Consider the following 21351-nt stretch of genomic DNA (forward strand, 5'->3'; position numbering starts at 1 on the left):
GAAATACACAAAAACACGGCCTTGTTCAGTTTTGTTAGGGAAATTAAGCAGAATGAACCAACAACTTACTGTTACCAAGCGTAACGGGCGCAAAGAAACGATCGATTTAGAGAAAATCCATCGCGTGATCACATGGGCAGCTGAAGGCTTGCACAATGTTTCTGTATCACAAGTAGAATTGAAAGCTCACATTCAGTTTTACGATGGCATTACCACGACTGACATTCATGAGACAATCATCAAGTCAGCAGCGGATTTAATCTCTGAAGAGACTCCTGATTACCAATATCTAGCAGCACGTCTGTCAGTGTTCCACCTACGTAAAAAAGCGTACGGTGAATACGAGCCGCCTGCACTTTATAACCACGTTGCAAAACTGGTTGATATGGGTAAATACGATAGCCACCTAATGGAAGACTACACGAAAGCTGAATTCGAAGAGCTTGACGCGTACATCGACCACAAGCGTGACTTGAACTTTTCTTACGCGGCGGTTAAGCAGCTTGAAGGTAAATACTTCGTGCAGAACCGTGTAACAAAAGAAATCTACGAGAGTGCTCAGTTCCTTTACATTTTAGTTGCTGCGTGTTTATTCGGTAAATACCCGAAATCAACTCGTCTTGACTACATCAAACGTTTTTACGACGCCTCGTCTACGTTTAAGATTTCTCTGCCTACACCAATTATGTCTGGTGTACGTACGCCTACTCGTCAATTCAGTTCATGTGTACTGATTGAGTGTGGTGACAGCCTTGATTCTATCAACGCAACAGCAAGCTCTATTGTTCGTTACGTATCTCAACGTGCTGGTATTGGTATCAACGCAGGTCGTATCCGTGCGCTTGGTTCTGAAATCCGTAATGGTGAAGCGTTCCACACTGGCTGTATCCCTTTCTACAAATACTTCCAAACAGCTGTTAAATGTTGTTCTCAAGGTGGTGTTCGTGGCGGCGCAGCAACGGTGTTCTACCCACTATGGCACGGTGAAGTTCAGTCTCTATTAGTACTGAAAAACAACCGCGGCGTTGAAGAGAACCGTGTTCGTCACATGGATTACGGCGTTCAGCTGAACAAGCTTATGTACTCTCGTCTTGTTCAAGGTGGCAACATCAGCCTGTTCTCACCTTCTGACGTACCTGGCCTTTACGACGCGTTCTTCGAAAACCAAGAGCGTTTTGAAGCGCTTTACGTTAAGTACGAAAACGATCCTTCAGTGAAGCGTGAAACGGTTAAAGCCGTTGAGCTATTCTCTCTGCTGATGCAAGAGCGTGCTTCTACTGGTCGTATCTACATTCAGAACGTTGACCACTGTAATACACACAGCCCGTTTGATTCTGAAGTAGCACCTGTTCGTCAATCGAACCTATGTTTAGAAATCGCGCTACCAACTAAGCCGCTTTCTAACGTAGAAGATGACGAAGGTGAGATTGCACTATGTACGCTTTCTGCGTTCAACCTAGGCGCAATCAACGAGCTAGACGATCTGGCTGAACTTTCTGAACTGGTTGTTCGTGCTCTAGATGCACTACTTGATTACCAAGACTACCCGCTTCCAGCAGCTCGTAAGTCAACAATGAACCGTCGTACTCTAGGTGTGGGTGTAATCAACTACGCATACTACCTAGCGAAGAATGGTGTTAAGTACTCTGATGGCAGCGCAAATGGCCTGACTCACCGTACTTTTGAAGCAATTCAATACCACTTGTTAAAAGCATCCGTTGAACTAGCGAAAGAGCAAGGCCGTTGCCCATCTTTCCACGAGACCAACTACGCGAAAGGCCTACTGCCAATCGATACTTACAAAAAAGATATCGACTTAGTATGTGAAGAGCCGCTGCACTACGATTGGGACACGCTACGTGAAGAGATCATGGAGCACGGTCTGCGTAACTCTACGCTAACAGCGCTTATGCCTTCTGAGACTTCGTCTCAAATCTCGAACGCGACTAACGGTATCGAGCCACCACGTGGTTATGTATCAGTTAAAGCGTCGAAAGACGGTATCCTGAAGCAAGTTGTTCCAGATTTCCTAAATCTTAAAGACAACTACGAGCTACTTTGGAACATTGGTACTAACGACGGTTACCTACACTTAGTGGGTATCATGCAAAAATTCGTTGACCAAGCTATCTCTGCAAACACTAACTATGATCCAAGTGTTTACGACAGCGGTAAGGTACCAATGAAGCAGCTGCTTAAAGACTTGCTAACAGCGTACAAGTACGGTGTTAAGACGCTTTACTACCATAACACTCGTGATGGTGCTAAAGACGACCAAGGCGACGCAGTTCAAGTGCCGGAAGAAGATTGTGAAGGCGGCGGTTGTAAGATCTAAACCGCAATAAACATTAAGACCCCAGAGAAGTTATCTTCTCTGGGTTTAAAGCATTAACAGGGTCCGTTTTATTGCGGGTCTTTAAAGGATTTGAGGCATTTATGGCTTACAGTACTTTTTCTCAACAAAAAAATGACCAGCTAAAAGAACCAATGTTCTTGGGTCAGTCGGTAAACGTTGCACGTTACGACCAACAGAAATTCGAAATCTTCGAAAAGTTGATCGAAAAGCAGCTTTCTTTCTTCTGGCGTCCAGAAGAAGTAGACGTGTCTAGCGACCGTATCGATTACAACAAGCTTCCAGAGCATGAAAAGCACATCTTCATCTCTAACCTGAAGTACCAAACGCTTCTAGATTCTATCCAAGGCCGCAGCCCTAACGTTGCCCTACTTCCTTTGGTATCACTACCAGAAGTTGAAACTTGGATTGAGACTTGGTCATTCTCTGAAACGATTCACTCTCGTTCATACACGCACATCATCCGTAACATCGTGAATGATCCAGGCGTAGTATTCGACGATATCGTTGAGAACGAAGAGATCCTGAAACGTGCGAAAGACATCGCGTTTTACTACGATGATTTGATCAAGCTGACGGCTGACTACCACCGCTACGGTGAAGGCAACCACAACATCAACGGCGAAGACGTTAAGATTTCACTTCACGACCTGAAGAAGAAGCTTTACGTATGTCTAATGTCTGTAAATGCACTGGAAGCGATTCGTTTCTACGTAAGCTTTGCATGTTCATTTGCATTCGCAGAGCGTGAGCTAATGGAAGGTAACGCGAAGATCATCAAGCTAATCGCTCGTGATGAAGCACTTCACCTTACTGGTACACAGCACATGATCAACTTGCTACGTAATGGCCAAGATGACTTCGAATTCATGCAGATCGCTGAAGAGTGTAAGCAAGAGTGTTTCGACCTATTCAAAGAAGCGGCTGAGCAAGAAAAAGAGTGGGCAGAATACCTATTCAAAGATGGTTCTATGATTGGTCTAAACAAAGATATTCTTTGCCAATACGTTGAGTACATCACTAACATCCGTATGCAGGCTGTTGGTCTAGGTACCGCTTACCCAGAAGCAACATCGAACCCAATTCCATGGATCAACGCTTGGTTGTCTTCAGATAACGTTCAAGTTGCTCCACAAGAAGCTGAAATCAGTTCTTACCTAGTTGGCCAAATCGACAACGAAGTAAAAGCTGACGACTTTGAAGGGTTTGAGCTGTAATGCCAACAATCAAAATCAACAAGCTGACTTCTATTGAATCTAACCCTTCAAATACTCTATTGGAAACAATGGAACAAGCAGGGTTAGAGCCAGAATACAACTGCCGAGATGGCCACTGTGGCGCTTGCCGCTGTACGTTGGATTCTGGTGAAGTCGAGTACGTTGGTTTTGCTATGGCTTATACGCAAGCCAATGAAATTTTGCCATGCATCTGCAAAGCAAAAACTGAGTTATCGCTGAGTAACGTTATTCATAGAAGCAAGCAAAAACGCGCATAAGCCAACTGGCTTTAGGTCGCTTTGCTCGAATAACTTCAATAAGAATTAAAAAGGGTCCGCTTCTTTTAGGAATGCGGACCCTTTTCTATTTACGTCTTTAGGTATCTGAGACGACTCGTCACTCACTCAACCAAAGCCTTTCTGCTAGCTCGCTGCCACAAAGCCAAACCAGACGTTTACTACTGAATAAGATTCAAAGTCACTGAGCCAATGTAACAAGCGCTTCGGCACTCTCCGCAGCCGTTACACTTATCTTTGTCCACCGTAGGCAACTCCCCTGCTTCGATTTGAATCGCACTTGCTGAACAAGCAGCTTGGCATGCTGAACAGTCCATTTGCATGTAGTTATTACAGCTATCCGCAAAGCTAGGCTTGAGGTCGATATAAGGTGTGACCGTTGGATGGAGCGCGCCAGTCGGGCACGCTTCACTGCACTTGTTACACAGAGAACAACTATTGTAATCCAAATTCAGCAGCGCACTGCCCTCTAGCATCTCAATAACGCTATTCGGACACGCTTGCTCACACAATCCACAACCGTCGCAAAGACGCTCAAACAGCACCTCATCGACCGCTCTTGGCGGCCTTGCATGCGAGCGTTGTGACTTCTCTTCATAATTCGCGGCGGCTTTAACCGGTTTAGAAAGTCGAGTTAAGAAACCGCGTCTATTTGAATTTATTTGTTCAGACATTAATCGATATATAACTTTTTAGGAACAACGTTTATTTTATATTCAGATGTTAGGTATTTAAGCCAATCTATTACATCAGTTGATAGCTTCTTATAAAAAGATAGTTCTGATGCTGTATTTAATTTTTCCAAATAAACACGAGACCAAGTTAATAAATGAAACCCCAACAATTCACGCGCTGAATCAATATTATTATTCTCTAACAAATACGCATGGGCGAATAACATTAAACCAAATTGATCTTCCGGTTCTCTTAAGCCCGTGTCTAATTCAATCTGATTCAATTCTAAAAACTGTCGATACTCTACAGTAGAAGCACCGAACACAACGCGGTCTTTATCTAGGTAAACAGACCCCCAAGGCGGAGCTGGCATGTCGCCAACGCCTTCAAACAGGCGGCTAAACTCCGCTGAGAGTGCACCTTCGTCTTCACTTCTCAATGCGAGCAAGCATTCTTCAGAAAGCACTTCACTCTCCACCAAAGCTTCGACAATGGTGATCAACTGTTCTTTACTTGTCGCTTGATAAAATAGCGAACCCAATAATTTATGCGTATCGATAATCATTATTATTTATACCGTTATAGGTTTAAAGATAATTATATTAATAAATACATTTCATTCTTTGATCCATTTTATACATTCGATTCATAACATTTAAATTTCGCTCTTATTTGATACCAATCAATCAATATTTAAAAATTAAAAGACAAAAACAAAACTACCTATAAAGTGCTAGTCATCAATAACAATAGGCATCTTAGAATGACGAATAAGAAAGAATCTGGGGTAATGAATCTTACTCGAAGAGGCTTCATGAAGGCTTCTTCTGCAGTAGGCAGCGCAGCTGCACTCGCAGGCGGTATTGCGTTACCTTTCAAATCCAAACCCGTAGCGGCTGCGGTTGCTGAGAATGTGGATGAGAAAATCGTATGGAGTGCATGTACAGTAAACTGTGGCTCTCGCTGCCCATTACGTATGCATGTACAAAACGGTGAAATCAAATACGTAGAAACAGACAACACAGGTACTGACGAATACGGTCATCACCAAGTTCGTGCGTGTCTACGTGGTCGCTCTATGCGTCGCCGTGTTTACAACCCAGATCGCCTGAAATACCCTATGAAACGTGTTGGTAAACGTGGTGAAGGCAAGTTTAAACGTATTAGTTGGGAAGAGGCTTACGACGAAGTCGCTGGCACCATGCAACGTCTTATCAAAGACTACGGTAACGACACCATCTACCTAAACTACGGTACTGGTACGCTGGGCGGTACAGTAACTAAGTCTTGGCCACCAGCTCAAACGCTGATTGCTCGTCTAATGAACTTAAGTGGTGGTTACCTAAACCATTACGGTGACTACTCAACAGCGCAAATCGCGAAAGGCTTGAGCTACACCTACGGTGGTTGGGCAAACAACAACTCTTTCTCTGACCTAGAGAACACCAAGCTTAACATCCAATTTGGTAACAACCCTGCCGAGACACGTATGTCTGGCGGCGGTCTGATTCACCATTACGTAGAAAGCAAAAACAAATCGAACGCAAGAACGATCATCATCGACCCTCGCTACACCGATACTGCCGGTGGCCGTGAAGATCAATGGATCCCAATCCGTCCTTCTACAGATGCGGCATTGGTTGCTGGTCTTGCGCACGTGATGATCACTGAAGACCTTGTCGACCAACCGTTCCTAGACAAATACTGCGTAGGTTACGACGAGAAGACACTGCCGGCATCGGCGCCTAAAAACAGCGACTACAAATCTTACATCCTAGGTTTAGGTGAAGATGGCGTAGAGAAGACACCAGAATGGGCTTCTAAGATCACCGGTATTCCCGTTGATACTATCGTCAAGCTTGGCCGTGAAATGGGCACAGCAAAACCGTGCGCAATCCACCAAGGCTGGGGCCTGCAACGTACTGCGAACGGTGAGCTAGCGTGTCGTGCAATCGCAATGCTGTCATTACTCACCGGTTCTGTGGGTGTATCTGGCGGTTCAACAGGTGCTCGTGAAAGTGACATCAACATTCCTTTTGTTCGCTTCCCTACTGTGCCAAACCCAGTTGAAACTTCAATTTCAATGTTCATGTGGACAGATGCAATTTACCGTCACCATGAAATGACCGACATCACTGATGGTGTTCGTGGTGCAGAGCGCCTTAAGAACCCAATCAAGATGATCTGGAACTACGCAGGTAACTGCATCATCAACCAACACTCAGACATCAACAAGACTCACGCGATTCTTCAAGATGAAAGTGCGTGTGAAATGATTGTCGTGGTTGATAACCATATGACTTCTTCAGCGAAATACGCCGATATCATCCTGCCAGACTTAACAACGTCTGAGCAAGACGACTGGTGTATGGATGGTAAAGCAGCGAATATGCCTTACTTCATCTACGCGCAGAAAGCGATCGAACCTCAATTCGAAGCGAAATCTATCTATGAAATGTGCTCTCAGTTGGCTAAGCGTATGGGCGTCGAAAAAGAGTTCACAGAAGGCCGAACTCAAGAGCAATGGATTGAGCACCTTTACGCTGAAACTCGTAAGAACGATCCAACACTGCCAACCTTCGAAGAAATGAAAGAGCTGGGTATCTACAAACGTAGCTACGACCACCACTACATTGCTTACGAAGACTTCCGTAAAGATCCAGAAGCGAACCCACTGACAACACCAAGTGGCAAGATCGAGATCTACTCGGAGCAACTGGCTGATATCGCGAAGACTTGGAAGCTGAAAGAAGACGAAGTGATTCACCCACTTCCGATTTACGCGGACTCTTTTGAAGGTCATAACGATCCACTAGCAGAAAAATACCCACTTCAGCTAACCGGTTTCCACTACAAGGCTCGTACTCACTCGACTTACGGCAACGTTGCTGAAATCAAAGCAGCAGCACCGCAAGAGTTGTGGATCAACCCGATTGATGCTCAAGAGCGCGGTATTAAAAATGGCGACATGGTCAGTATTTTCAACGATCGTGGCGAAGTACACATTCCAGCGAAAGTGACACCTAGGATTCTTCCTCGAGTTGTCGCACTAGGCGAAGGTGCATGGTACGCACCAGATGGTCAGAAGATCGACCATGCAGGCTCTATTAACGTGCTGACGACTCAGCGCCCGAGCCCACTTGCTAAGGGTAACCCTCAGCATACAAACCTAGTTCAAATCAAAACGCTAAACAAAGCATAAGGTAGGTTGGAATGAAACAATACGGCTTTTACATTGATTCAAGTAAATGCACGGGTTGTAAAACCTGTCAGCTTGCTTGTAAAGATTATAACGATCTAGACATCAAAACGAACTACCGTCGCGTATACGAATACGCAGGTGGTGGCTTCACTCAAGATGGTGATACCTGGGTTCAGAAAGATGTCTTTTCTTACTACCTTTCTATCGCTTGTAACCACTGTACTAACCCAGCGTGTGTGAAAGTGTGTCCTTCGGGCGCGATGCACAAACGTGATGAAGACGGTTTGGTTGTGGTTGATGAGAGCGTATGTATTGGTTGTCAGCACTGTAGCAATGCCTGTCCTTACGGCGCACCACAATACAATGCTAAGAAAGGTCACATGACTAAATGCGATGGTTGTTACCAACGTGTTTCTGAAGGCAAACAGCCTATCTGTGTTGAGTCTTGCCCACTTCGTGCATTGGAGTTTGGCGAAATCAATACACTTCGCGAGAAGTACGGCTCTGGTGCGGATGTGGCGCCACTGCCATCTTCAACAGAAACGCTACCGAACATCGTGATTAAGCTGAACAAAAACGCGAAGCCGACTGGCGATACCAGTGGTCACCTAGCAAACCCGAAGGAGGTGTAAGATGATTTTTCATGAGTGGTCTTTAATCTTCTTTACAGTGCTGGCGCAAACTGCGGTTGGTGGTTACTTACTGATTGGCGCACGTGCACTGATACTTGGTCATGACGAAGAGAAGCTGAACAGCTACAAAGTTCCAATGTTCATTCTGTGGGCATTAATGGGTCTTGGCTTCATGTTCTCGACAACGCACCTTGGTTCTCCACTGCGCGCGTTCAATGCTTTTAACCAACTAGGTTCTGCTTGGTTGTCTAACGAAGTGTTCTTCGGTGCGGCATTCTTCGCTGTCGGTGGCCTGCAATGGCTATTGTCTGTGGTTAAGAAAGGTGGCGTTGCTATCCAGAAAGCACTGATGGTTGGCGCTATGGTGTTGGGTGTTATCTTCATGTACGCAATGATCAACGTATACATGATCAATACAGTACCGACGTGGGACAACATCTACACACCACTGAGCTTCATCATGACGATGGTTGTGGGCGGCTTGCTGCTGTCTCAGTTTGTGATTGTATTCGCAAATGACAGCCGCTTTACGGTTGACCGTAACATCACCATGCTGGCTGTTATCGCAGTTGCTATCAGCTTGCTTGTGACCGTAGGAAAACTGAACCTAATCGGTGACATTCAAACTTCAGCGGCAAAAGCATCTGAGTTGGTTGACGGTTTAGGCAGCTATGTGATTCTTCAAGTTGCATTGTTGATGGCAAGCTTGTTGATTTGGATTCTACCTATGCTGAACAAAGCAAAAGTGAACCCAGTAAACCTTGGCTTAGCACTAGTATTGTTCTTGGCTTCAGAGTTAATCGGCCGTGGTTTGTTCTATAGTCTACATATGACAAGCGGTTTGTAATCAAGTTCTTACAGACATGAGTTACGTGTAAACATAGCTGCTTGTTTGGTTATCTAGAAGGCTAGATAAACTAAAGGCCCAACACCTATTTAGATGTTGGGCCTTTTTATTGCGTTTTTTCTCGCGTTTTTAGTACAGACTTGGTTAGCTCGCCTAAATACTTACTTAATAATAGCCGCTGGAATAAACATGTCTTTCAATCGCTTAACCGAAGAGTAAGTACCAAACATCGGTTTGTTGTCTAGGTGTCTTCTCAGCATATCGGCGGCAACGGTCTTGATCACGTTACGTTGGTCTTCGCGTGAGTACTGACGATAAAATTCAAGCACCTGGCCCCATTCTCCCGCTTCGGTCGACAATGCAACGCTGAATGTGTTGCCTTCTAACTTGCCAGTCACCAAAGCTAGCTCAGTAGCGCACTTCTCTCTTGTTGCACCAGCCAGAGCAAAGGTTGCCGCTAATGGATCGCTCTTCTCAAGTTCACTCTCTTTTGGCTCAGCCATCACCCACGAATGCCCGAAGCAATCTTCAACCTGCTCATTCAATTGCAGCCACGCTGACAATGCACCTTTGGTCGACACTTCAGAGACAGATAACGTCTTCTTTTTCTCAGCCATGATGTGGCCAATATGATCAACCATAGGCTCATCAACACTGACGACATTACTTTCTAGCAGCTTGTAAACCATTTGCAGCAACTTAACGCGAGTTTCTAAGTCTGCCTTAGGACCAAACAGTTTGACCTCAATGAACGGCAGATAAGAACGGTAACCCAACTCATAACCTTCAGGCAGCTTTAATTGGTCCAAAACATCAGAGATACCCGACTCAGACAAACCAAACGTAAACAATCGACTGCATTCAGAGGCAACCACTTGAGGGTAGGTACGTGACAGATCAGGAATGATCTCAAACGTGACCATGCGTTTGAATTCACTCGGGACACCCGGAGTGAAATAGAAAGTCGCATCGTTGATTTTCAGTTTGAAGCCGCAAGCCGTGCCCACAGGGTTATCGACAATCTCTGAACTCGCTGGCAACAAAGCTTGTTTAAGGTTGCTGTCCGGCATCGGCATGCCACGTCCAGAAAACATCTCTTCCATACGAGTTAGCCATTCAGGGAACATAACGAGTTTCTGCTCTGAAGCCGCCGCAGCCGCAGCCGCACTCATATCATCAGTTGTCGGTCCTAAACCACCATTAACGATAACCACATCATAGTTAAAACTCAGCATCAGCAGTTCTTCAACTAGAGCATTCATTTGGTCACCCACAGTCGAACGTTTCGCTAGGGCAAAACCGTGCTGATAAAACTCAGCAGACATCCAAGCTGCGTTTGTGTCTACAATGTCCCCATGAAGAACTTCTTCACCAGTGCTTAACATTGCGATTTTCGTCATATTTCTATCCTTTGTAGTCATAAAAAGACACTGCATTATTTACAAACTGGTCTATGGTTGAGTTTGAGACATTTCATCTTTTCACAAATATTAATAATGTTAAATCTAAGGTTTTCTTAGGAAAAGCAATAAATTATTAGTTCCCTAAATCAGGCATTTAATAGATAATTGTGACTCTGATCAATTCTTAACTTCTCATGGAGACCCTTGTGGCCAAATCACCGTTACTAACGAAGGTTACTGCTGCATTTTCAATGCTAATGTCAGTTAACTCGGTTGCAAGCCAATACGACTTCGACCAGCCAATCAACCTTTCTTACTCGGATGAATGTGCTCAAGATTACTGTGTTAATGAAAGCTTGTACACCTACAAGCCTAGCAAGAACTATGCACTAAGCGAATCAAGTGATCAGTACGATCTAACGATCGATAAGCAACCAATCTACCTTACTGTCAGCGATGGCAAAGATTGGGATTACTTAATGGGTCAAACCTACACAATTCTTGGCCTAAGTGTCGCAACCGTTGGTCTAATGACTCTTTTACCTGAAAGTATCACTAAGTGGGATGATGACCAACGTGATATCAGCGCACTAGGTAAAAAATGGAAAGATAACGTTTCCGAAGGCCCAGTATGGGACCGTGACGAACACTTCCTAAACTACGTGATGCACCCGTATTTCGGTGGTGTTTACTATACGGCAGCTCGACATGCAGGTTACGACGAGTTTGAGTCTTTCTTATACTCTTGGACAATGTCGACCTTCTTCTGGGAATATGGCGTAGAAGCGTTTGCTGAAGTACCTTCATGGCAAGATCTCTTCATCACACCTTTCTTCGGTGCGGTTGTGGGTGAAATAATGCTAGAAACCGAGCAAGATATCATTGCTTCCGGTGGCGAAGTGATGGGCTCTCAAACCATGGGTGATGTTTCGTTATTCTTCCTTAACCCTGTTGGCCATATCCACTACTGGGTAAGTGATGCATGGGGTGGTGACGCAGAAGTTAATCTGAATACTAACCCTTGGTGGGATAACCAAGACGCAGCTCGATTCGCCTACGATGCTGGCGCACGATACGATTCTCAATTTGTTGGTATGAACTTTAAAGTAACGTTCTAAATCGTCTTTCAGTCTATGAATTTCAAGTTACTGCATTCCTAATAAAAGCGACAACTCTTCTAAAAAGCGGCTCTCTAGCCGCTTTTTTTGTGCCCTACTCTTCATTCTCTTTTTTTACATCACAGCTTAGTTTCAAAAATTGACATAGGTCAAACATTGTTCGATGTAAACTTCTACACTGAAATTAAAGAACTTTATCGCGTGATATCAAACATTTAATTAGCAACGAATCATTGAAACTTTGGGGGCTGATATGAACAGTACATTTATCGTAAACTTTATCGGAAAAGCATCACCAGCAACAATCAAACAACTTGCTGCGGTTACTCACGAAAACGACGGCAAATGGCTCATCAGTAAAGTGAATTTTATTGAAGACCAAGTCGCAGGCGTACTTAAGGTTCAACTTCCAGCCATCAACGAATCGATTGTCAAAGAAGCTTTCAGCGCCAATCCAGATCTCATCGTGCAGTTTGTCGACTCAGATCATACGCACAATGCTCAAGACACAATCCATCACCTAAGACTCGACTCTAACGACAGAGCGGGTATCGTCAACGAAGTGACACATGTATTGGACAGACAAGGGATCAGCATTCTTGATATGGATTGCCACCGAGTTTTCATCGCTGGCGGCGGTGGTGTTAGCTCAAGCTTATTTACTTCCAAGATTGCCGTTAAGCTACCAATCGAAGTTTTGATTGATGACGTAGTGAATGAACTAGAAACACTCAGCGAAGATACTAGAGTGATGATTGAGAGCTAAGTTACCTACCCTCCCGACAATGGATTCGTTGTTGGGAGGTTAACTAATGAGAAACACACTTCACTTACATAAATCACAAAAATACAAATAAAAAGGATAGAAACACATAACCTATACATATGAAACCAAGCATTTATATGGATTTATTGTTACCATAGATATCTTATATAATTTAGTAGCTTAGGTTGATACATGGAAAGAAAAAGGTCGAGTTGGCAACTCAATGCCATCTCAGTAATCCTTCTCACAACACTATTTAGCGGCTGTAAAAGCGGCCATGAAAATAATGACAGTGGAACAACAACGACAGGAACCAGTACTGGTTCATCCTCTTCCCCGGTTACTGTTAGCCTCCCTAATAGTGTTTCATTGTCTGAACCACAATCAGGGTCAAAAACAGAGTCGATCACCGTTTCTCTTTCCGAAGCCTTAAGCCAAGATCTAACCTTGACGATCTCAACCAGTGACGTGACGACACGTTCCAGTGGTGCGTTCAAGAACTACGATGTTATCTCTAGCCAAAACGTCAAGATTGCGGCAGGAGCAACAAACGCAGCTCTGCCATTAAACCTTGTGCACAATAATCTGTATGAAGGAAGTAAAACACTTCATTACTCTATTAGCGCAGATGGTAGCGATCTATATAAGATCGACAATGCTCAAACAAATGTGACGTTATCCGATAGTGATTCTGAACCAAGTATTCGCTATAGCGACACCAGCAAAGTGGTCTTAGAAGGGGATAGTGACAGCAGTAACATTGAGTTAAGCCACTATTCCTACCAAGATATTACCGTTACGCTAGAAAAAAGTGGGACAGCTTCAAATGATGATTACACCAGTAATCTTAGTAGCATGACTATTACGATTCCCGCCGAAAGTTTAACGCACGCAATAAAAGTAACAGCCAAACAAGATAGGCTAAGTGAAGGCGGGGAATCGGTTATATTCGCCATGTCCAGTAGCGGAAATACCTCGATCGATAGCGATCACAACTCACTGTCATTTTATATACCCGGTGATAGACAGATTAACGATACGGGTTTTGCTACCTACTCTGATGGTGCAACCCACGATTTAATATCAGCGCCAGCTAATTACCCCGGGCAAGATGCCAGTTATGGTTTGGATAGTACTAACGGTACAGACCACTCAGACGGTCAATACGGCTTTAAATTCACTAAATTAGATTACAGTGGCAACATTCTTCCAAATAGCGCCACGGATTGGTCTTGCGTTCGAGATGAACGAACAGGTATGTATATTGAAGCCAAACAGCAACCAATCGACTTACCAAATCAAAGCGCAATCGATCAATGGTTAGAAGATTACGCCAATGCCCCTGATGCAAACCCGTACCCATATTCGACAAAATCGGCCTACTGGCGCAGCGCTGCCTACCAATACACATGGTATGATTCAGTTTCCACAACGAATGGCGGTTCTGCCGGTCATAAAAATGATGAACTTCTGGCTGACGGACCAATTTCTTCTGCGTGTGCTTACTCGACCAATTCTTCAGGTAATAGACGTTGTGATGCCGAAGGTTACTTAGCCAACCTAAATAGCTTTGGTGCATGTGGCGTCAATAACTGGCGTTTGCCTTCTCCTGCAGAAGCTCGTTCATTTATTAACTATAATGTGGGCACTATTGACCCAACGACTGTTGATTACTTCCCATACATCAAGAACGTAAGCTCTGTTGATACTATTTTTACGCAGTCCACTTCTGTTGGAGCCAGCAGCAGTGCATGGTGTATGAATACATCAAGCGGGCAAATGAAACTTTGTAACAAAGGCACTTATCAAGGTGTTATCGCAGTAAGTGGAGTAATCGAATAATGAAACTTAAATATTATGTTTTAGCAACCCTATTTGCTCCGAGTTTAAGCTCCGCTCAAACCTGTGTTGACAATCAACCCGCTTCCCAAACTGATGGTCAATTCATCGACCGCCAAGATGGAACGATTTTAGATACACACACCAACCTGTTATGGGCCAAATGCAGTCTCGGGGAAGCCTATGATATAGAAAGTAATCTTTGTAGCGGGTTCCCTACGAACTACATCACTTTTCAAGATGCTTTGGCCGCGGCGGCTGATACAACATTAACAACAATTGGATCTCAAAATAGTTTTAGGCTACCAAATATCAAAGAGCTTGGTTCCATTGTTGATTACCGCTGTACTCAGCCAGCTATTAATCTGAGTTACTTCCCAACAACAATAAATGCACCTTATTGGACAAATACTCCGGACAATAATGGTATCAATACTAATCACGACGGATTGATAATTGACTTCACAGAAGCACAAGAAGTAACCACAAATTCAAGTGGGATGACCCTTATCCGCTTAGTAAAAGAATTGAACGAGTAAAACATTCTTTCATCAAGTAAGAGCCCAAAATCAAAATGAGCAGCTCACCGGCTGCTCTTTTATTGTTCTGAAGCTTATGACTCAGTTACTTAACTGACCACTGTGACAGAGAACGTTTAAAGTCTTCATAGCCAAACTCATTCAGCTTTTGAACGTCGCCATTGCTGCGCTCGCAGTAGATTGAAGGCATTTTAAGGCCGTTGAACCAGTTCAGTTTCACCATAGTGTAGCCAGCACTGTCCAACAGATGCAGCTTTTGACCAATTTTCAGCGGCTCATCAAAGCTCGCTTCGCAGAATTGGTCGCCCGCAAGACATGAGCATGAGCCAATCACATAGTCATGACTACCATTTTCAGACGCTTCTAATACCGATGCTGGTTCATTATAGATAAGCGTATCAAGGCGGTGGGCCTCGGTAGCTGAATCCACAATAGCGGTTTTCTTCACGTTCTCTACGATATCAACCACTGTCACAACCAAGTCAGTTGTTTTAGTGATGATGGCTTCACCCGGCTCAAGGTACATCTGCACGCCGTGCTTTTCAGAGAAGGCTTTTAGCGCAAGGCCCAGTTTGTTGATGTCATAACCTGGCCATGTGAAGAACACACCACCGCCCATGCTCACCCAGTCCAATTTATCTAAATGCTCACCAAACTGTTCTGAGATTGAATCAAGCAAGCCTATAAACGCGTCGACATCTTTGTTCTCGCAGTTCATGTGGAACATCACGCCATTAATCTCATCGAAGATCTCAGGCTTGATGTGATCAGCTTGCACACCCAAACGCGAGAATTGACGCGCAGGGTTTGCCAAGTCTTGCCCTGCGTAGCTCACTCCTGGATTTAAACGTAAACCCAGCGAAGCCTTACCTTCAACGATATGACGGTACGCCGCGAACTGGCTTTGCGAGTTGAAGATCATCTTGTCGCAGATATCCGCAACTTCTCTCACGTCATCTTCGCTGTAACCGACACTGTAAGCGTGCGTTTCACCACCAAAGGTTTCGTGACCAAGCTTCACTTCGTATGGGCCAGAGCTTGTCGTGCCATCGAGGTAAGGTTTGATGATGTCAAACACACCCCATGTCGAGAAACACTTGAGTGCCAATACCAACTTCACACCTGAAATTTCTTTCAGCTGCTTAGCTATCTCTAAATTCGCAATCAACTTGTCTTCGTTGATCATGAAGTAAGGCGTTTTTAGTTCGTTGTTTTGCATGTTAATACCTTGCGGCCCTCGAGTTCACGAAGGCACATGATAATCGAACAAAGCCGACGCAACAGCATCGGCTTGTAATTATACGTTCTCGTCAATCATATGACTTTGAATGGGATTCGCAGAGCTTTGCCCTTGTCGCTAGGACATCGCGCGGAGTTTACGAACGTAAATGAGCACGATGGACAACGCGACAAGGGCAAAGAGCAAGAACTACTTCAAAGTATGGATTAGAGGTAGACCGGCTGTCGGCTCTAGCTCTTGAACGTGCCAATCTAGACCGATTTCAGGCATTGTTGCTAGGAATGGGTCTGGGTTTAGCTGTTCCATGTTGAACACGCCTTTATCAGCCCATTCGCCACGGAAGAACTGAAGGGCAGCGGTAATTGCTGGAACACCTGTTGTGTAAGAGATCGCTTGGTGCTCTACGTCTTCGTAAGCCACTTCGTGGTCTGCGTTATTGTAGATGAATACGCTGCGCTCTTTACCGTCTTTCTTACCTTGAACCCAAGTACCGATACACGTTAAACCTGTGTAACCCGGAGCCAAAGATGTTGGATCTGGTAGCAGTGCTTTAAGAACATGTAGAGGCTGAACCACAGTGCCATCGTGCAGTGTTAGCGGATCTGGGCTAAGAAGGCCGATATCACGCATGCAGTTGAAGTAGTTCAGGTATGCATCGCCGAAGCCCATCCAGAATTCGATACGCTTAGCTGGGATGAACTCTTTCATTGAACGCACTTCATCGTGTGCCATTGAGTACACTTTATGAGAGCCACAGTTCGGGAATTCAAACTCAAGCATACGAGAGTGACAAGGTACTTGTTTCCACTCTTCATTTTCCCAGTAGAAAGAATCGCCTTGGATCTCAAGCATGTTGGTTTCTGGGTCAAAGTTTGTCGCAAACTTCTTGCCGTGATCGCCAGCATTCACGTCCATCACGTCAATTGAGTCAATCTCATCGAACAAGTGCTTAACCGCGTACGCCGCAAAGATTGATACCACACCTGGATCAAAACCCGCACCAAGAATACCTGTGATGCCCGCTTCAGCGAACTTCTCACGGTAACCCCATTGCCAATCGTAGGCTTGTGGTACTTGTTGACCTTCAGAACATAGGTCAACCGCTACCGATGTATCTAGGTAAGAGACTTTAGATTGGTAACACGCTTCCATGATCGCCATGTTTACCCAAGGAGGACCAGCGTTGATCACTAGATCCGGCTTAACTTCTTTAATCAAAGCAACAAGCGCATCAACATCGTCAGCGTCTACTGAACGTGCTTCTAGTTTCTTAGTTGAATCTTTAAGGTTGTTTTTGCCCTTGATAGATTCGATGATTTTTTCACACTTCGCGATTGTGCGAGAAGCGATCGTGATATCACCCAGTACTTCGTTATTTTGTGCTGCTTTATGTGCAACAACCCAACCGACGCCGCCTGCACCAATTTGTAGAATAGCCATAGTTTTAATTACCCTTGTTGTTCTGCTAGCTCAATAGCTAAAGTTTGAATTTTGTTAATTAGAGATTTGAAATCTGATGTCGTTAAGCACGGATTCAAGATAGTGAATTTCAGCGCACTTTTACCATCAACGACCGTTTCGCCAAGCACGGCAACACCACGAGTCAGCGCTTCCAGTCTTAACGTTTGATTCAGTTTGTCCAAATCCATAGCGCTGTTTGCTGATTGCCCATTACTAGGAACCGAACGGAACAGCACAGTCGACAGTGACGGCTCAGCAAGCAACTCGAAATCGTCATGCTTCTGAATCAGATCAGCAACTTCAAGCGTCTGCTCTAGAAGATGGTCGTACATATCACCCAGTTGCTTTGGTCCAACGCTTTGCATCGTCATGAACACTTTCAGTGCATCGAAACGCTTGGTGGTCGCAATAGACTTATCGACTAGATTCGGCAGTTCATCGTGCTCGCGGTTTAAGTAGTCTGCGTGATGCAGTAGGTACTTAAAGTTTGCTTTATCTTTCAGAAGCACAGCACCACAACTGATGGTTTGGAAGAACAACTTGTGGAAATCAACGCTTACTGAGTCCGCTTTTTCGATGCCTTTCAGACGAGCTTTATGGCTACTTAAGATAAGCGCGCCACCGTAAGCACTGTCGACATGGAACCAAAGATCTTGTTGGTTGGCGATATCAGCTATCGCTTCCAGGTCATCAATAGCACCGTGATCGGTTGTACCCGCAGTACCGACAACAGCAAAAGGAATCAGACCTTGTGCTTTAAGTGCTTTCACTTCTGCGTCTAGCAAGTCCGGCTTGATCGTGCCGTTTGCATTGGTATCAACACAGCACACTGCCGCCTCGCCTAATCCCATTAAAGAGGCAGATTTTTGAACCGTGAAGTGAGATTTCTTTGAACATAAGATACGCAGTTTGCTCGCGTACTCTGGCAAACCTAACTTTTGGATTGAGTGGCCATCGTGCTTATCGGCAACCCAATCTCTCGCAAGCAATAAACCCATTAGGTTACTTTGCGTACCGCCGCTGGTGAAAACACCGTCAGCTTGTGCGCCAAGTTGGTATTTGTCACACATCCAATCCACGACGCGCTGCTCAACATAAGTCGCTGCAGATGCTTGATCCCATGAATCCATTGATTGATTCAACGCCGCGATAATGGATTCCGCAGCAACAGAAGCCATAAGAGGAGGCGTGTGAAGGTGTGCAATACAGTCTGGATGTTGCACAAAGATAGAGTTCGTTGCAACTAAGTCAGCCGTGCTATCCACAACATCAACCAACGCGTGTTGGTTGTTATCGAGATCGACAGCATTGATGGCAGCTTCTAGCACTTTAGGGTCTAAACCTGAATAAGGGGTTTCAACCTGTTCAAAAACGGTTTTCATAGCCTGAGTGGTTTGGTTCATCACGTTAGCGAATTCGTCGCTACCGCCTAAACCTGTCTGGATGAAATGCTTGTTCCATTCCTGATTTGATTCTTCGCTTTGTGTTTGGTCTTGTTTCAAACCACCACCCGCAGCAATGATGGCTTCTTCCATCACTAGCAATGCAAAGTCGATTTGTTCGAAAGAGATAATCATTGGTGGAAGGAAACGAATAACCGAACCATCACGACCACCCTTTTCGACCATCAAGCCACGCTCTAACGCCGCTCGTTGAATCGCTAGAGTCAGTTCGCCGTCTGATTGAGGCTCACCAAATTTATTAAGCTCGCCATTCGGTTGCTTGATCTCAGCGCCAAGCATCAGGCCTTTACCACGAACTTCAGCAATACAGTTCACACGCGATTGAATCTTCTCAAGCCCATGACGTAAATATTGGCCTGCGATGTTCGCGTGCTCAACCAAACCATCACGTTCGATGATTTCCAACGCCTTAGCGCCAGATACCATTGCCAACTGATTACCACGGAATGTGCCGGTGTGCTCACCCGCTTTCCAAGTATCAATGCTCTTATCGAATACAAGCAGCGACATAGGCAGTCCGCCACCAATCGCCTTCGACAGGCACAAGATATCAGGATTAACACCAGATTCTTCAAACGCAAAGCGATGGCCGGTTTTACCCACACCACATTGAATTTCATCAAAGATCAGTAGGATGCCGTGCTCATCACAGATACGACGTAGGCCTTGTAACCAAGACGCAGGAGCAGGAATCACACCGCCCTCACCTTGCACAGGCTCAACGATCATCGCTGCTGGTTTCATGATGCCAGATTCGTCGTCATTCAACATACGCTCGATATAACGAATGCTCGCGTTAGCACCCGCTTCACCACCAATGCCAAACGGGCAGCGAAGGTTGTATGGGAAAGGCATGAAATGTACGTCAGACATCAAGCCACTACGACGCTCTTTGGTGCCAAGGTTACCCATCATGCCCATGGTGCCGTTAGTCATGCCATGGTAAGCACCACGGAAAGCAAACATGGTGTTACGACCTGTTGTTTGCTTGGCTAGCTTGATAGCCGCTTCCACAGCATCAGCGCCAGACGGGCCACAGAATTGAAGAACCGAGTTAGTTGAAAAGTCTTGAGGGAGAAAAGCTTTAACTCGCTTGATAAACGTCTCTTTTGCTTGAGTCGTAATATCAAGTGTTTGGTATGGCAAACCAGAATCGAGTTGATCTTTAAGTGCTTGGTTGATTTCAGGGTGGTTGTAACCCAAAGAAAGTGTACCAGCACCGGCTAAACAATCGAGAAAGAGTTGGCCACGAGTATCTTCAACTAAAACACCACATGCTCGTTTAATAGCAATAGGCAGGCGTCTTGGGTATGAACGAACATCCGACTCATGCTGCTCTTGCTCAAGCAAAATAGCGTCAGGTGTTAGGTCGTAAGTTCCCTCAACGATAGGAACCATAGTTGAAAATGAATTTGCGATAGTATTAATATCGACTTCAAAGGCGGTAGTCATAAAAGTCCCCTTGAATGTGTTCATACTCACCTCCATCAGACGCAATTGCACACCGTCTCTCTATTGATTTAGAGAGAACTCATAGTGAAACACGCGTATTGTCTAGAAATGAGATATAGCTGTACGCTCGCATAAGTCAAATGACGAATACGAAATTAGGCCGTCTTAGGACAGCAAAAATTAGTTAGCGTGAGCTCAAGGTTCAGTAATGCTACTGTTTTGAAGGATTGGACATTTGTGCAGTATCGGACAGCTATGAAGAACTGGCCCTTTTGGAAATGCAGAGCTGATTAGCAATGTTGTTATTAGTGTATTCAATGTTGGGTTTCCCATTAGCATGGCGAATTGCGCCATAAGTATCCCGTCTATCAGCTAAAGGAATAGCCGATACCTACCCTACGTAATGTCCCAATCAGCAAGAATGGTCACTACGCGTATCCCCCAGAAGCTATCGCTGCTCTTTTTGAACATTGATCATTCCGAGATTGCGCGGGAAAGTAACATAAAGTGAAATGAACGATCAATAGTTTTCAATAATAGCTTGGTAAATAGCAGCAGTGATTCAAAAATTGCCGAAAATATCGTCAACTTATTTTTTAGGTAAGGAGATCCTCGGTTCATTCGTTCCTCATGCCCGAGGATGACGACGTGTGTATACAGGCGGAGTTAGTGATGGCTTTGAGGCTGTGGCGCCTTTCGTCACTTCTTAGTACAAAGAACGAGTTCAAAGGGAGTCTCGCAGTTAATGAGTCTTAAAAGCCAACGAAGTAATAAGATGAGTTAGCCTCAGAGGTCATTTGAGCACAAACGTCATTCCCTAGTACGAGGAACGAGTTCATAGGGAATCT

At 44.8% G+C, this 21351-nt stretch carries 16 protein-coding genes; 10 read left to right on the forward strand and 6 right to left on the reverse strand.

Annotated elements, in window-relative coordinates; all coding sequences use genetic code 11:
- Positions 1 to 52: 52 nt before the first annotated feature.
- From nrdA to yfaE, 3 genes are all read left to right on the forward strand, one after another.
- Positions 53 to 2335 (forward strand): class 1a ribonucleoside-diphosphate reductase subunit alpha, encoded by a 2283-nt coding sequence (gene nrdA, locus L3V36_RS15720; RefSeq protein WP_208775175.1) that lies wholly within the window; start codon positions 53 to 55, stop codon positions 2333 to 2335.
- A gap of 101 nt (positions 2336 to 2436) precedes the next feature.
- Positions 2437 to 3570, forward strand: a complete 1134-nt coding sequence (gene nrdB, locus L3V36_RS15725; protein ID WP_004733365.1) for a class Ia ribonucleoside-diphosphate reductase subunit beta — start codon at positions 2437 to 2439, stop codon at positions 3568 to 3570.
- On the forward strand, positions 3570 to 3848 hold the full coding sequence (yfaE, locus tag L3V36_RS15730) for a class I ribonucleotide reductase maintenance protein YfaE (protein WP_004733364.1): 279 nt from the start codon (positions 3570 to 3572) through the stop codon (positions 3846 to 3848). Before nrdB ends, yfaE begins: the two co-directional genes overlap by 1 nt.
- 179 nt (positions 3849 to 4027) lie before the next feature.
- On the opposite strand, the gene napF is transcribed toward yfaE, so the two are convergent.
- Entirely contained in the window at positions 4028 to 4540 is a 513-nt protein-coding gene (gene napF / locus L3V36_RS15735) for a ferredoxin-type protein NapF (protein ID WP_102445390.1), read from the reverse strand.
- Entirely contained in the window at positions 4540 to 5106 is a 567-nt protein-coding gene (locus L3V36_RS15740) for a molecular chaperone (protein WP_102447683.1), read from the reverse strand. Before L3V36_RS15740 ends, napF begins: the two co-directional genes overlap by 1 nt.
- A 198-nt stretch (positions 5107 to 5304) precedes the next feature.
- Here L3V36_RS15740 and L3V36_RS15745 point away from each other — a divergent pair, with 198 nt between their 5' ends.
- Genes L3V36_RS15745 through L3V36_RS15755 form a run of 3 tightly spaced genes read left to right on the forward strand, consistent with a single transcriptional unit; the run spans position 5305 to position 9222 of the window.
- On the forward strand, positions 5305 to 7743 hold the full coding sequence (locus L3V36_RS15745; RefSeq protein WP_102441637.1) for a DmsA/YnfE/YnfF family dimethyl sulfoxide reductase: 2439 nt from the start codon (positions 5305 to 5307) through the stop codon (positions 7741 to 7743).
- A gap of 11 nt (positions 7744 to 7754) precedes the next feature.
- Positions 7755 to 8375 (forward strand): DMSO/selenate family reductase complex B subunit, encoded by a 621-nt coding sequence (locus tag L3V36_RS15750; RefSeq protein ID WP_004733360.1) that lies wholly within the window; start codon positions 7755 to 7757, stop codon positions 8373 to 8375.
- Position 8376: 1 nt separating this feature from the next.
- Positions 8377 to 9222, forward strand: a complete 846-nt coding sequence (locus L3V36_RS15755; protein ID WP_102447682.1) for a DmsC/YnfH family molybdoenzyme membrane anchor subunit — start codon at positions 8377 to 8379, stop codon at positions 9220 to 9222.
- A 161-nt stretch (positions 9223 to 9383) separates the two neighbouring features.
- Here L3V36_RS15755 and L3V36_RS15760 read toward each other — a convergent pair whose 3' ends face one another.
- Positions 9384 to 10622 carry a CinA family nicotinamide mononucleotide deamidase-related protein gene (locus L3V36_RS15760; RefSeq protein WP_102447681.1) on the reverse strand — a complete coding sequence of 413 codons (1239 nt, stop codon included), beginning with the start codon at positions 10620 to 10622 and terminating at the stop codon, positions 9384 to 9386.
- 209 nt (positions 10623 to 10831) lie between these two features.
- On the opposite strand from L3V36_RS15760, the gene L3V36_RS15765 reads away from it, so the two are divergent.
- From L3V36_RS15765 to L3V36_RS15780, 4 genes are all read left to right on the forward strand, one after another.
- Entirely contained in the window at positions 10832 to 11743 is a 912-nt protein-coding gene (locus tag L3V36_RS15765) for a DUF3943 domain-containing protein (protein ID WP_004733357.1), read from the forward strand.
- Between the two features lie 253 nt (positions 11744 to 11996).
- A complete protein-coding gene (locus L3V36_RS15770) occupies positions 11997 to 12509 on the forward strand; it encodes an ACT domain-containing protein (RefSeq protein WP_004733356.1) in 513 nt (170 codons plus the stop codon).
- A 192-nt stretch (positions 12510 to 12701) separates the two neighbouring features.
- Positions 12702 to 14351, forward strand: coding sequence for a DUF1566 domain-containing protein (locus L3V36_RS15775; RefSeq protein WP_237296686.1), 1650 nt, complete (start codon positions 12702 to 12704; stop codon positions 14349 to 14351).
- Positions 14351 to 14887 (forward strand): DUF1566 domain-containing protein, encoded by a 537-nt coding sequence (locus L3V36_RS15780; protein WP_065681539.1) that lies wholly within the window; start codon positions 14351 to 14353, stop codon positions 14885 to 14887. The genes L3V36_RS15775 and L3V36_RS15780 overlap by 1 nt, the downstream gene beginning before the upstream one ends.
- 85 nt (positions 14888 to 14972) lie before the next feature.
- Here L3V36_RS15780 and nspC read toward each other — a convergent pair whose 3' ends face one another.
- The 3 genes from nspC to L3V36_RS15795 all read right to left on the reverse strand — a co-directional run bounded on the left by nspC (position 14973) and on the right by L3V36_RS15795 (position 20527).
- Positions 14973 to 16106: a carboxynorspermidine decarboxylase gene (gene nspC / locus L3V36_RS15785; protein WP_208775173.1), complete on the reverse strand. Its 1134-nt coding sequence runs from the start codon at positions 16104 to 16106 to the stop codon at positions 14973 to 14975.
- A gap of 210 nt (positions 16107 to 16316) precedes the next feature.
- A complete protein-coding gene (locus L3V36_RS15790) occupies positions 16317 to 17567 on the reverse strand; it encodes a carboxynorspermidine synthase (protein ID WP_004733354.1) in 1251 nt (416 codons plus the stop codon).
- An 8-nt stretch (positions 17568 to 17575) separates the two neighbouring features.
- Positions 17576 to 20527 carry a pyridoxal phosphate-dependent class III aminotransferase gene (locus L3V36_RS15795; RefSeq protein ID WP_208775171.1) on the reverse strand — a complete coding sequence of 984 codons (2952 nt, stop codon included), beginning with the start codon at positions 20525 to 20527 and terminating at the stop codon, positions 17576 to 17578.
- Positions 20528 to 21351 lie beyond the last annotated feature (824 nt).

Source organism: Vibrio sp. G-C-1 (assembly GCF_021728015.1).
Classification (GTDB): domain Bacteria; phylum Pseudomonadota; class Gammaproteobacteria; order Enterobacterales; family Vibrionaceae; genus Vibrio; species Vibrio splendidus.

Coding starts and splice junctions, on each gene's coding strand:
- nrdA (WP_208775175.1), top strand. CDS start 53: ATGAACCAACAACTTACTGTTACCAAGCGTAACGGGCGCAAAGAAACG.
- nrdB (WP_004733365.1), top strand. CDS start 2,437: ATGGCTTACAGTACTTTTTCTCAACAAAAAAATGACCAGCTAAAAGAA.
- yfaE (WP_004733364.1), top strand. CDS start 3,570: ATGCCAACAATCAAAATCAACAAGCTGACTTCTATTGAATCTAACCCT.
- napF (WP_102445390.1), bottom strand. CDS start 4,540: ATGTCTGAACAAATAAATTCAAATAGACGCGGTTTCTTAACTCGACTT.
- L3V36_RS15740 (WP_102447683.1), bottom strand. CDS start 5,106: ATGATTATCGATACGCATAAATTATTGGGTTCGCTATTTTATCAAGCG.
- L3V36_RS15745 (WP_102441637.1), top strand. CDS start 5,305: ATGACGAATAAGAAAGAATCTGGGGTAATGAATCTTACTCGAAGAGGC.
- L3V36_RS15750 (WP_004733360.1), top strand. CDS start 7,755: ATGAAACAATACGGCTTTTACATTGATTCAAGTAAATGCACGGGTTGT.
- L3V36_RS15755 (WP_102447682.1), top strand. CDS start 8,377: ATGATTTTTCATGAGTGGTCTTTAATCTTCTTTACAGTGCTGGCGCAA.
- L3V36_RS15760 (WP_102447681.1), bottom strand. CDS start 10,622: ATGACGAAAATCGCAATGTTAAGCACTGGTGAAGAAGTTCTTCATGGG.
- L3V36_RS15770 (WP_004733356.1), top strand. CDS start 11,997: ATGAACAGTACATTTATCGTAAACTTTATCGGAAAAGCATCACCAGCA.
- L3V36_RS15775 (WP_237296686.1), top strand. CDS start 12,702: ATGGAAAGAAAAAGGTCGAGTTGGCAACTCAATGCCATCTCAGTAATC.
- L3V36_RS15780 (WP_065681539.1), top strand. CDS start 14,351: ATGAAACTTAAATATTATGTTTTAGCAACCCTATTTGCTCCGAGTTTA.
- nspC (WP_208775173.1), bottom strand. CDS start 16,106: ATGCAAAACAACGAACTAAAAACGCCTTACTTCATGATCAACGAAGAC.
- L3V36_RS15790 (WP_004733354.1), bottom strand. CDS start 17,567: ATGGCTATTCTACAAATTGGTGCAGGCGGCGTCGGTTGGGTTGTTGCA.
- L3V36_RS15795 (WP_208775171.1), bottom strand. CDS start 20,527: ATGAACACATTCAAGGGGACTTTTATGACTACCGCCTTTGAAGTCGAT.